The organism is Sulfitobacter sp. R86518, from assembly GCF_042466275.1.
Classification (GTDB): Bacteria; Pseudomonadota; Alphaproteobacteria; order Rhodobacterales; family Rhodobacteraceae; genus Sulfitobacter; species Sulfitobacter pontiacus.
In genome coordinates, this window is record NZ_JAXHCA010000005.1 from 2,103,576 (window position 1) to 2,115,573 (window position 11,998).

At 55.6% G+C, this 11,998-nt stretch carries 11 protein-coding genes; 4 read left to right on the forward strand and 7 right to left on the reverse strand.

Going from position 1 to position 11,998, the window contains the following annotated elements; all coding sequences use genetic code 11:
• Positions 1–266: 266 nt before the first annotated feature.
• The 4 genes from SJY36_RS11155 to SJY36_RS11170 all read right to left on the reverse strand — a co-directional run bounded on the left by SJY36_RS11155 (position 267) and on the right by SJY36_RS11170 (position 4,033).
• A complete protein-coding gene (locus SJY36_RS11155; protein WP_340248669.1) occupies positions 267–602 on the reverse strand; it encodes a DnaJ family domain-containing protein in 336 nt (111 codons plus the stop codon).
• 159 nt (positions 603–761) lie between these two features.
• A complete protein-coding gene (locus SJY36_RS11160) occupies positions 762–1,811 on the reverse strand; it encodes a hypothetical protein (RefSeq protein ID WP_386175080.1) in 1,050 nt (349 codons plus the stop codon).
• Between the two features lie 74 nt (positions 1,812–1,885).
• Entirely contained in the window at positions 1,886–3,322 is a 1,437-nt protein-coding gene (locus tag SJY36_RS11165; RefSeq protein ID WP_386175083.1) for a TolC family outer membrane protein, read from the reverse strand.
• Between the two features lie 57 nt (positions 3,323–3,379).
• Complete coding sequence (locus tag SJY36_RS11170) at positions 3,380–4,033, reverse strand: protein-L-isoaspartate O-methyltransferase (protein WP_005849328.1); 654 nt, start codon at positions 4,031–4,033, stop codon at positions 3,380–3,382.
• 495 nt (positions 4,034–4,528) lie between these two features.
• On the opposite strand from SJY36_RS11170, the gene SJY36_RS11175 reads away from it, so the two are divergent.
• The 3 genes from SJY36_RS11175 to SJY36_RS11185 all read left to right on the forward strand — a co-directional run bounded on the left by SJY36_RS11175 (position 4,529) and on the right by SJY36_RS11185 (position 7,027).
• A complete protein-coding gene (locus SJY36_RS11175) occupies positions 4,529–5,392 on the forward strand; it encodes a hypothetical protein (RefSeq protein ID WP_386175086.1) in 864 nt (287 codons plus the stop codon).
• Positions 5,393–5,489: 97 nt separating this feature from the next.
• A complete protein-coding gene (locus SJY36_RS11180) occupies positions 5,490–5,735 on the forward strand; it encodes a helix-turn-helix domain-containing protein (RefSeq protein WP_148056145.1) in 246 nt (81 codons plus the stop codon).
• The gene (locus SJY36_RS11185) at positions 5,735–7,027 is read left to right on the forward strand and encodes a type II toxin-antitoxin system HipA family toxin (RefSeq protein WP_386175090.1); all 1,293 of its coding nucleotides are present in this window, start codon (positions 5,735–5,737) and stop codon (positions 7,025–7,027) included. Before SJY36_RS11180 ends, SJY36_RS11185 begins: the two co-directional genes overlap by 1 nt.
• Positions 7,028–7,486: 459 nt before the next feature.
• On the opposite strand, the gene SJY36_RS11190 is transcribed toward SJY36_RS11185, so the two are convergent.
• From SJY36_RS11190 to SJY36_RS11200, 3 genes are read right to left on the reverse strand one after another with little or no spacing between them, the layout of a single operon-like run.
• On the reverse strand, positions 7,487–8,233 hold the full coding sequence (locus SJY36_RS11190) for a 2OG-Fe(II) oxygenase (RefSeq protein ID WP_386175093.1): 747 nt from the start codon (positions 8,231–8,233) through the stop codon (positions 7,487–7,489).
• A 10-nt stretch (positions 8,234–8,243) separates the two neighbouring features.
• The gene (locus SJY36_RS11195; protein ID WP_386175096.1) at positions 8,244–10,151 is read right to left on the reverse strand and encodes a B12-binding domain-containing radical SAM protein; all 1,908 of its coding nucleotides are present in this window, start codon (positions 10,149–10,151) and stop codon (positions 8,244–8,246) included.
• On the reverse strand, positions 10,148–11,461 hold the full coding sequence (locus SJY36_RS11200; RefSeq protein ID WP_386175099.1) for an ABC transporter substrate-binding protein: 1,314 nt from the start codon (positions 11,459–11,461) through the stop codon (positions 10,148–10,150). The genes SJY36_RS11195 and SJY36_RS11200 overlap by 4 nt, the downstream gene beginning before the upstream one ends.
• 288 nt (positions 11,462–11,749) lie before the next feature.
• Between SJY36_RS11200 and SJY36_RS11205 the strand changes: the two genes are divergently transcribed.
• On the forward strand, positions 11,750–11,977 hold the full coding sequence (locus SJY36_RS11205; RefSeq protein WP_386175102.1) for a hypothetical protein: 228 nt from the start codon (positions 11,750–11,752) through the stop codon (positions 11,975–11,977).
• Positions 11,978–11,998 lie beyond the last annotated feature (21 nt).

The following is an 11,998-nucleotide window of genomic DNA, read 5'->3' on the forward strand; positions in this document are numbered from 1 at the left end:
CTCACGGGCCGCGTTTTTTTTGGCTAAATGCGATTGTGTTATGCCGGAAAGCGTCGCGCCCGCCTGATGCGCAAAAGGGCAAGGTGTGACGCCCTGCCGCTTACCTGATGCGTTGCGCCGAAACGGTAAAGCCCCGACAGTGGCGGATTTCTGCGAGAGTGCTGGGTTCTTGAATCTAGGTTGCAGCGACGAAGCTGGCGTTCGCTGAGGGTGCGCGATCAGGAAAAGTGCTCGCGCTGCTTTCCAAAAAAGATGGGGAGTAGAATTTATCTGCGCATGAACTTCTGGCGAGCTTCACGAGCGATATTGTATCGCAGTTCAAGGCGAGCGAGTTCAGCCATCGCTTCCTTCCGTTCAGGCCCGTTCGCAAGTGTGGCAAGATGGCCCTGATGCGCAGCCATCTTCTTCTTGAGTTCGATTTCTTCGGGCACGACACCGGCTTGAGCCATAATCCGGAACCCCGCAGCTTCTCCCGCATCCACAAAAGCATCTGCTGAGCGATCAGGCAGTGGTTTGCCTTCGCCCTCAAGACCTTCAAGCTGACCTTGCAGCTTCGCCTTCTGTATCTGGCGCTCGATGAGTCTCTGAAGGTTTCGGATCATGCTGACCAATAGCTCAGTGTTGAGGTAACGGATACTACGGGCTCGAAGCGGACGTTGCGGCGGCGGCGTCTTGGCCTGAGATGCAAAACATCTGGCAAGGGGCTTGCGTGACGCCCTGCCCTCTTATCCACTAAGATGCGCCTTCGCGCTAAAGGCTCTTTATTCCAGATCTTGCGACGTCAGGGCGCGGTGAATTTCACGGCGCACTAGTTTGCGGACGTTGCGGGTGATCCGTTCACCCAAAGCCCCCTGCAGCTCTGTGCGGACGATTTCAGACACCAGATCACGCAACATCTCTTCGTCCAGATATTCATCCGGCCCGAACCCGAGCGTTGCATCATCATTCTGCGCCGTTTCGACATGCGCGTCGGTGGCATCGGTCACAGTCGCATCTGCTGCGGTCACACGGGTGGCAAAGGGGCCGTCCACAACACGATCTTGGGGTTCGGCACGAGCTTGGGGTGCATGGGGCTCGACAGCATCTTGCCAGCCCATATCCTCGTCCAGCGGGGCCTCTTCCGCAGCGTTTTGGGCGGCATCGGACACAGGCGCGCCGGTGGCGTCGAATTCGACGTCGTCTTCCCAGGCCATCGCGGGGTCTTCGCTGCCGGAATAATCGCTTTTGCCGGGCTCGTCAGGTTCCCAGTTTTCGGGAATGCGGCTGATCGCTGTTTCGAGGGCAGCGATTTTCGCGCTCAACCGATCCGGCGTCGGTGGCACGTCATCGACCAGCTCGGATGTTCCAAGGTTGAGCATATCGGTGGAGTATGCCGCAGCACGTGGCGCGCTAAAGGCCAACTTGCGCGGCGGCTCGGCCGTATCCTGCGGCTTGCCATCCCCTGCGGGCGTGGCGAACTGGGCGCGAAAACGCGGTTCGCGTCCGGAAATAAACTTAAAATCTTCGGCAACTTGATTGCGATCCGAGGCGGACGAATCCGCCCCCTCGTCCGTCTCAACGTCCGTATCCATGTCCTGCATCGCATCCTGATAGGACGCCGACCGGGGCTGAACCGCCTCTGGCGTCGCCTCTTTCCGAGGGGCGGCCACAGGCGCGTCATTCGACACGCGCAAGGACGGCGTCAGCACAAGTTTCTCTTCAATCGCAGGCGCTTCCGACGGCTTCTGCGCCGGTTTGCGATCCTCTGAGACCAGACGGCGGATCGAAGACAGAACGTCTTCGACCTCTGCATTCGTGACGGTTTCGGACATATTTAATCACCACTCGTTCTTCGCGAATAGTCTAACCCGAAGGTTGGCTTCTCACAATGGGGGTGGTGAAAATGTCAGTCTTTTTGCAGCGCCTTCAGCACACGATCCAACTGCTTCCCCTCTTTGGAGTATTTTGTCGGGCCGTCCTTAACCATATTATAATAGGCGGATGGATCATAGATTTGCACCGGCAGTTTCAGGTCCTGCGCGGTCAGCTGACCCGTCGCGGAGAGCACGGAATAGGCCGCAACATAAAGCTGCGATTGCGCCGACACACGGGCAGAACGGGCGTCGAGCAAGGATTGCTCTGCGTCCAGCACATCAAGTGTGGTGCGCGCGCCCAAGCTGGCTTCCTCGCGGATACCGTCAAAGGCGATCTGTGCGGCGCGAACCTGACGCTGGGAGGCTTCGATCTGCGCCCGGGCGGAGGCAAGCCCCGCATAGGCATCGCTGACCGCGCGTTCCACGTCTTTAACCACAACATGCAGATTGCCGCGCTGTGCGTCGCGCTGCGCCTGGCTTTTGCGAACACCGGCCGACAAGGCACCGCCTTGATAGATCGTTTGCCCGACCTGAAAGCCGATCGACCCGCTGCGTGTCGAGGCTTGGGAATCAAACGTCTCGGTCAGACCGTAAGACCCCTGCACCGAGACATTGGGCTTCAGCGCGGTTTCGTTGCTGCGTACCAGCAGATCGGCAGCCGCGACCTGGTGCTGGACGGTCAGGATATCGGGGTGCTGACGCACCGCCAGTGCCTTGGCCGTGGCGATGCTGTTGGACAGTTTCGGCAGGCTTGGTGGCGGGCTTAGACGACCGGGCTCGCGCCCCACGGCCACCTTGTAATAGGCTTTCGCGCTGATGAAATCGCCCTGCGCACCGGCAAGATTGCTGCGTGCGGCGGCCAGCTGTGCTTCGGCCAGCGATACGTCGGTGCGAGTCACCTCCCCCACTTCGAAACGGTCACGGGCAGCCCGCAATTCCTGCGTCAGAACCCGCACGTTATTCTCGGCCAGAGAGACAAGCTGCTGCGTCTGGATCACGGTCATATAGGCATCAACCGCGCGCAGCAGAATCTGCTGTTCGGCGCTGACCAGCGTTTCGCGCGTGGCAAGCACGGTTTCTTTTGCCGCCTCGATCGAATAGCGCGACGACCCGAAGTCATAGACCAGCAGCGACGCCACAAGGTTCACCGATGTCGTCAGTGAATCGGTGGAGTTCTTAAAACCTGCCGGTGTTGTGCCACCACCGCTGACCGACCGGTTGTAGGATTGTGTCAGGTTCCCCGTCCACTGTAGCACCGGCTTGAGCGCGGATTTCGCGATCGCCACATCTTCGTCTGCGGCGCGCAACACGGCGCGGTTCTGGTCCAGCAGGCCCGAGTTGTTATAGGCCCCGACCAGCGCATCGGCCAATGTCTCTGCCTGTGTGGCCATCGGTGCCAGCAGCCCCAAACCGACGCAGGACGCCGCGATCATGCTGCGGACAGACCGCATCTTGCCCGTATTCATCATATTTCACACTCCATCGGTGTCACTGCATCTGCCGTCATCTGCAGCAGTTCTGATAGCTTAAAGCTGGAATTCTTTCGCGCGGGTAAACCCGTCCAGGACAGGTGCGGCGGCGTTGAAACTTTTGCGCCAGCTGATGCCACGTTCGCTTTTGTAGCCCAAACGCACCTCGCCCAGGGGGCCGTCCATGAACAGGCAAGCGATCCGCCCGCCATCCTTGAGCTGCGCCAACAGAGCTTCGGGCACGTCGGCGACGCCGCCTTGCACGATCACTACATCATAGGGCCCATGTTGCTGCGCCCCTTCGGCCAGCGGGCCGTGGTGCACGATGACATTGTCGATATCCGCGTTGATCAGGGTTTCCTGCGCTTCTTTCGCCATCTGCTCGTCATCCTCGACGGCGACGACCGCTTCGGCCATATGTGCGATCACGGCAGAGGAATAGCCGTAGCCACAGCCGATATCGAGCACCAGCTCGTCATTCTCGACCCCAAGATCGTCCAGCATCTTGGCCAGCGTCCGCGGCTCAAGCAGCACGCGCCCTTCGCCCAAGCTGATGTTTTCGCCCAGATAAGCTGCCTCACGGCGGGCCACCGGCACAAAATCCTCGCGCGCCACCTTGAGCATCGCATCAATTATCGGGAACTTGGTAACATCCGAAGGGCGCACCTGAGTATCAACCATCATGGTGCGGCGGGCTGTGAAATCTGTCATCAGCTAAACTCTTTCGTTCAGTTATTTGTCTCGTGAGATGCCACATCACCGCCCGCCGGGCAACGGCCAGTCGGGTCAATAGGCGCAATTTTCCGTGTTTGGCGGATAATACGGTTAAAACATAGAGGATGCCATAGCCACGACGCATGCCACGCGCGGCCAGCCTGTGAGAAACATAATTTAGAGAGGGAAATATAGTGGAGGCGAGTAGGAGAATCGAACTCCTGTACACGGATTTGCAATCCAGAAAGAGCGTAAGCGAAAACAACGACTTAAGGGTGCAAAACACCCCCTGACAAAAAGTGAACAAAAAGCGAAAGTTTCAAAGCCAAATTCGCCGGTTCAAAACGAAAAAGGCCCCGTCACAGCGGCAACTGTGAACCGGGGCCAAATAGAAAAAGCCTGTCAGCTTTCACTGCACATTAGCATGGGCCAGTGCCGTATCGCAAATGCTCAGTCGGCTTTTTCCTGGCCTCTGACCGGTGAGGTAATCCAATGAGTTGGCGCATCGCAAACGAATGCGCCGAGCGCCGCTTTGGCAGCGCCGCGCGCAAGCAGATCATCATGTTCCTGGCCGACAAGGCGAGCGATGATGGCTCGGGCATCTGGTGTTCCAAGGGGACGATCCAGCGCCACACAGAGCTTAGCGAAAGCACGGTGAAGCGCACCATCATCGACTTCTTGCGAGAAGGCATTCTGATCGAGACAGGGCGGCGGCACTGCAAGAACGGCTACACCGTCATTTACCGCATCGTTCTGGAGCGCGTGGCTGCTCTCGAACCCACAGCCGAGCCCGACATTGAGACGGGGGTCACTGTGAACCCCGTCCAGCCTGAACCCGGTACGGGGTCCATGGTGAACGGGGTACGGGGTTCACGGTGGACCCCAAACCATCCTAAAACCATCCATAAACCACCTACGCGCAGGCGCGAGGCAGCGGAGGAGGTTGAAGATCTTGAATTTGACAAGATCCTGGCGGCCTATCCCGAGGACAGGATCCGAGACCGGCGAACCAGTCTGCGCCTGATCGCAGCAGCTGTGAAGGCCGGAGTGGAGCCCGATGACCTGCTTCAGGCGGTCAGAGCCTATGCCAAGGAAAGCGAAGGCTACACGCGCAGCAAGGTCTGCTTCTCGGACAATTGGTTCAAGATGCGCCGATGGGAGAAGGGACTGGTTCAGATCCAGGCCGACCGCGAGAAAACACGAGAGGCCGAAGTCAAAGGCCGTGCGAGCCTCGCCGAGTGGATCCACGAGCGCCATCCCCTGTGCCGCCATATCACGAACCGCCAGATCGAAGACTTGATCGCGTCAAAGCTGGTAACGCCCGAACAGGCGCGCGCTGCGGGGTTGCAGGTGTGAGTGCAGCTCGCATGTTACGCTGTGGCGCAAAATTTATATTTTTACGTTGCAGCGCAATTTACTTTGATTTACTCTGCGCCGTAAAAGGAGCCATATCATGGACCTCACAGCACGAACGGCCGAGCAGATCGGCGAGGCATTCCGCCGGACGCGCAAAGCGCGCGGCTGGACCCAAAGCGATATCAGTGCGCGCACGAATTTGCGCGTTGCGACGATTTCGTCGCTGGAGAATGGCGACGCGGGAACCAAGCTTGCCACTGTGCTCGCTGTCATGGCGGCACTTGGGCTTGAGTTCCGATTGGTGGAGCGCGGTGGCTCGCTTGAGATCGAGGATATCTTCTGATGGCCAAACACGGGCGTAGTGGCACGATGCAGGTGCTTCTGAATGGACGATTGGTGGGTGCCTTGCGTCTTGCAGGTTCAGGCGCAATCAGCTTCACATATGATCCGGACTGGCTGTCGTGGGAACACGCCATGCCCATCTCGCAGTCACTGCCTTTGCGCGAAGAGGCTCACCTAGGCGGACCTGTAATCGCTTATTTGGAAAACCTGCTGCCGGATAATCAGGCGATACGCGAACGCGTTGCCGCTCGGGTGCGTGCTGGCGGTACGGACGCATGGCACATGCTGGAGAAGATCGGGCGCGATTGCGTGGGGGCTTTGCAGTTTGTTTCGGGGGAGATGCCCGAGGTTGGCGCGTTCGGGGGCGAGCCCGTTTCCGAGGCACAGATTGCGGATATGCTGCGCAACCTCGCGAGCGCTCCGCTCGGTCTGGATGAGGAAGACGACTTTCGCATTTCAATCGCAGGGGCGCAGGAGAAAACAGCGCTGCTGCGCCACGAGGGCGCGTGGATCCGTCCATCGGGGCTCACTCCTACGACCCATATCTTCAAGACCCAGCTAGGTGTTTTACCAGCGGGGATTGATTTGTCTGACAGTGTTGAGAACGAGTTTTTCTGCATGAGCTTCTGTCGCGCCATGGGTTTGGATGTAGCAGAGGTCGAAATTACTGACTTCGAAGACGTACGAAGCCTTGTCGTGACGCGGTTTGATCGGCGCTGGACCAAAGATGGCCGCTTGATCCGCCTCCCGCAGGAGGATTTTTGTCAGGCGCTCTCAGTCCCACCCAGCCAAAAATATCAAATGGATGGCGGGCCGGGGATCACCGAAGGAATCGGGTTGCTGACAGGCAGTGATGACCCCGAGGCGGATCAGCGCGTGTTCTTCCGCGCGCAAGTGCTGTTTTGGCTTTTAGGGGCGACAGACGGGCACGCTAAGAATTTCAGCATCGCATTGCGCCCTGGCGGGTTCCGCATGACCCCGCTCTATGATGTGCTGAGCGCTCAGAAAGCCGTGGATGACGGTCAAATCCGCCAGAACCGGATGCGCCTCGCGATGGCCGTCGATGGACACTACCGGATCAACGAGGTGGTGCCGCGCCATTTCCTACAGGCTGCGAAGGTGGCAGGTTTTGGTGTGGCGCTGGCGGAAGAGGTCTTGTCGAGCGTCGCGACGGAGCTTGAACCCGCCTTGGACAAGTCACTCGCAGACCTGCCGGATGGGTTTCCACAGCCATTGGCGGAAGCCATTGCTGCTGGCGTGCGACATCGGGCGGCTGCCTTTCATGCTGTATGATCCGCAGATCATATTTCCGTTTTATGGTCTGTAGATCATATTTACTGCGCGCAATCTGCAGGCCCAGCACAGTAGTTGCAGCGTTCCAGGCCAGCTTTGACGAGCCAACCCAGAGATTGACGGCCAAACTCAGATCCTCAACGCCGTGTTTCTGATTGCTGAACATACCTAGAACAAATCGAAGGCTTCGCAGCTTAATTCGGTACATATGAGGCTGCAGCAACCTCATTCTGATCTTCTGCTGTTAAGATTAATGGTCAGCCTGCTCTCTGAGCACTGAGACATAAACAATGCAATCGGTTTCCAGGTGTGTAAGCTTCGACCAAAGTGTTTATCCTTGACCACCCGGCCTCGCGAAGCACTCATAACCACTGGGTCAATTGATCTGGGACATGTCGCAATGAGAACATTCCGACGGTCCTCTCGAACTGTGGTGAGAACGCTATTTGCCTTCATCCACTAAGCAGAGCCTCGGCTAAAGCCGATGCTAACAGTGTATCTTCCCACTTCATTCTTCCATGGCGTGACCCAGTGTGTTTGCTCTGGGTGAACCGGCAACAGCACCGCGTCGCGGCTTGAAGGGAGGAAGGTTCGTTCTTGTCCGGCTTTATTGCGGGCAACCAGAACCCCACCTCCTGCGTGCAGATTTTCCTGATCGAAATACGTCACCAAGTTTGCAACCCGTGTACCTACAGCGTCCGTGTGGGGCGAAATGAAATCTTCTGAGGCATACCGAGTAAACTCAACACTAGTCGCGCTTATCTGGTCAGTATCCAAAACCATCGACACCCATGTTGATAGCGCCGGTGTCAGTATGGCGAAGGCAAAGAAATACCTGAGGGCCTTTTGCTCAATCTCTGTAAGAGTACCGTTGCCATTGAGCGCCTCATCGAGGCAAATTGCTCGGTCATGAGCACTGAAGCGGAGAGCTTGCGGAGACGCGTAGAACTCCAGCTCAGTCACTTGACGAACCGCGGCTCCGCCATCGCGCAGTACGCGCATTTTCTCCCAAGTCAAATTAGGAACCGCCTTCGACAATGCTAAGAAAGGTACCTCTTTCCACAAACCTTTGAACGGGAGCGCCGCCTCTCCGGCTCGGATGGCATCTTGGGCTTGGGCGAAGGTATCCGGCGAAGTATGACGTTCGTTGATCCAGTTAGCCCACATTCCCGAGAGGCGGTTAGATTGTGAAGAGGCGGCGTTCAATGCAGGCAACCTACTGATCAAATGGGAGGAATATGCCTTTTGAGGACATAACATCGATAAGAAAGACCAACTCGTCAGGATTGTGCGCGTTACCAATCAGGTCGTCGTAACAAAAACCGTTGCTGAAGCTTTGCGCACGCTCATAAATCGGCAAAAGGCCCTGTGAAGCCACCCATTTTTCGCGGGTTCTCCAGTTGAAAATATGCAACTCATCTCCATTGCACTGCAAATCAACGTCATTTTCTGCAACAAGCAAGCGACGCCTTGAGCCAACACCAACCGCTTTTTCGCGGGGCGTTGTCGTCTTGTGGTTTTGACGTGCGCTGACACGATCGGCAAAGTCCTGGTAAAGTACAATTACCTCCTGTAGCTCATCCGCACTCATGGCGGGGTCTTCGACTGAAAGGTGATTGTCAGCGAAGAGCGCTTGGCCTTCCGAGGTCTCTGTCTTTGCAAGCTTCAGACCAAATTTCTCAGGAGTCCGACCAATTTGGGAAGAACGAGTTGCCTCAAAAGGGAAGACCGCGACGCTAGTCAAAGTGTGCGCAATCTCTTCAAGCTTGTTCAGACTATCAATAGCGTCCTGATAAGTGGTCGTTGGTAAATTTGGTATCAAATTGATGTACAGCGATATTCCTGCTTCACTGGCATCTCTTAGAAATGCTTCGTTGTCGTCGCATGTGGCGTATTTCTCGACTCCCTGCAGTACTCGATCGCTCATCGTTTCAAGTCCGATGACCAAGTGGTCACAACCAGAGGCGGCCATTGCTTCGAAATGCTCTGGTGAGAAGTGTCGGTCGACCATCGCGAAGGAATTCCACGATATATCTATACCTTTGTCCAATATTAGCTTTGAGAAACGCAACGCAAAGCTGGGCGGGATTGCTTCGGTGATCAAAGAGAATTTTCGTGTTTTGTGCTTTGAAATCTGCGCCTCGACCTCGGCCACAAAACTGTTAGCCGAGCGTCCACGATACTTAGGACTTCCCTCATAAAGTTCGACGAAGTCACAATAGGCGCAACGCCCCCAATAACATCCTCGAGTCTGGATGATACCAAGTTCAGGCTTTTCCAGCCGCCTCACCAAAGCTGGATCATAGTCGGCAAACGGAATCTCAGCGAGTTTCGGTCCAGGTGCTGGCGGAAGGTGGCGAACGCGTTCTCTTACCAGGGCTGATGTACCCGGAACCTTGGTCGGCTCCCAATCCTCGGAAAGAGCTTGATCTGCAAGCATCGCTATTGGCCCTTCGCCATCGTAACGAACCACCGCGTCAACTTCTCGGCATTGGTCCAGCAAAAGCGCCAACGCCTCGTCTTGCATAAGGCTCATCGTCGGTCCGCCAAAGATAACTTTTGCTTTGGGACGCAGACGCTTGAGATGTAGGCAGAGAATTAATGCAGGCAACAATTGGGGACCCATAGGTACGGAAATCCCGATTAACGCTACATCAGTCGCAATGCGTTCCGTAAGATTGAGGGATTTGTAGAAAGCACTGTACCATCTCACTAGAACCCCTTGTTCTGACAAGACCGCCAGGGTCTCTGGAACAGTCTCGTCAAATTGAAAGGGTTGCGATAGGGCTGACAACAAGTACCCGGGGGCAGAGGCTCTTTCTGCGAACTGGATCCCACCGTTATCAGAATACAAGAGCGCCCGGTTCTTTTGTATCAACCGCGCTGCGGTACTTGGCATTGCCGCGGTGTCGTCTCCCTTATCGGACTCGTCAAAGAAATATCCTTGACCGAGTCTCTCGAGGTGTTCTGGAGCCAAAAGGTACTCCGCTGCCTCAGTGTTTAGGTCGAACTGTTGTACTTTGTGCCCCCACGCTGTGAGGTGGCCAGACAAAACAGCCAACGACGGATAGTAGGCTCCAAAACCTGAACTCACTATCGGAGGAAAGAAAATTGCAACTGTCACGTTGGTAGCCTCTCTCCGGATGCGGGACGCAAAACGCCATCGCGCTCTATCCTGAACCCTGCAGCACGAGGCGACACAAGGCATCTCGATCGAACTCTCAAAATCGGGACCAGAGGCATAACTTCATTTAGCATATCTTGCGCAGGCATGCAGGCTTCTAGGCGATCGAGTGGTTCCAAGACCGCCTGCGCGTTCTGCAGGGTTGAGACGAAAGCTTCACTGGTCCGCCCAAGCCAGCTGTCGCTTCCGAACATTTGCCCCAAACTTGTTGGGTCGTCGAAGGGCGGTTGGATCAGAGAGTAAACGAGGTCCACATCTGGCGCCGCGAGACAGTCTAGGAAATCTTGATAATTCAAAGCCCGAAGACTGATGTTCAATCCTAAAGCGCGCGCAAGCTGATCGGACAATTGGTCTACGACCGTGTCATTTGGAGGAAAGTTTGCATACGCGAGCGTTAGGTCTCTTTTGGGAAAAAAAACTTCAGATGAGTTTGTTTCCGCTGCCGGAGCTGCGGCTTCCGGAGCCCATAATTCGAATAAGGACCACAGAGGCCGCACTGTATCGTCGCATACCTTCGCAATCGCAGGGCGGTCGAGAGCAGTCGAAATAGCGCGCCGAAAATTGGTTGCATTCGGCTGCATGAGCATCGAGTTTGTGAAGAAAAGCGCACCTGCTAGCAGCATATCTCCTTGTATGAGCGAAGCTGTTCCAGTGTATTTTGGAATAGCTGAGACAGGTAGATTGGGATTGCTAGTAACATCGATTAAGCCGCGCTCGAATGCGCGCAGTCCGCGTGCGGGATCCCGTAAGATTGCAAAAGTCACAATATCAGGGCCATCAGGCCAGATCCGATCACCCACAGCATTTTTTTTCATGCCGAGACACTTCCCAGGTTTGTCAATCACCAAGTCATAAGGCCCAAGACTGCGGGAGTTACTGTGCACTGAAAACAAGTCTGACGTTAGGACTGCTTCGAAACATGCAATCGGCCGCTTCATATGCAAGGTTATTATCCCATTGGCGTTAGCGATCCGTTCAATGCTCCGTTCGTTCTCAAAGGAAAGTGCAAGCTTGTCGATGGAAATTGGCTCACCATCCGACCAAGTGTTGTTGGGATCCGGGTAAAGCTTCCAAGTCCATCCGCAATCAGAAGTCGTGGCATCTGTTAGTAGTCCCAACGGTCCGCCTTGCCCACCGACAAGTGCCTCGAACATCCGTCTGTTATTAAAAACCGCGACTTGCCTGCCGGCGAAATCCAATGCACGCCCCCTTCTTGGAGGCGCTGGCAGGACGTCCAATTCAATCGTCAAGCTATTGTCCTCAGTGCGTTCCGTAGCCCTTCCCCTTTTAGTGAGCTTTCCACCTTTTCTTTATTCAATAAACGCCGCGAGAGCGCTGCCAAATAACTTTCAACTTGGTTGATCAAACTTTCAGGCTTGTCCAAGTTAAGGGAGGCACTGGGCAGCCTCGCCTTGAAAGCGTCTTATGCAGTTTTTCATAGTATGCGATGACCGGAAGGCGTTTGGCAATCATAACTGCTGACAAAGCTGCCAATTTGACTTATTGGTGGTGTTGAAGTTCAACTTAAGGAGTTTTTGATGTCAGAAGAAAAAAAGACTGAACTTGTATCCGTCCAAGAAACGGCTCCCTCGATCAGTATTGAAGGTTGGGACCTTGAAGATGACCAACTTGCTGATTTGCTCGAAGAGACTGCAAAATTCTTGAAAGAAAACAAAGGCACGGATGCGGTAAAGGTAGGTAGCGGTCAGTTGCGCTTTAGGTCTGTCGAAACCGGCCAGCTGTTTGATCTGGTCCACCGTAGCTGAGCAAAGGACTGACCTCCTGAT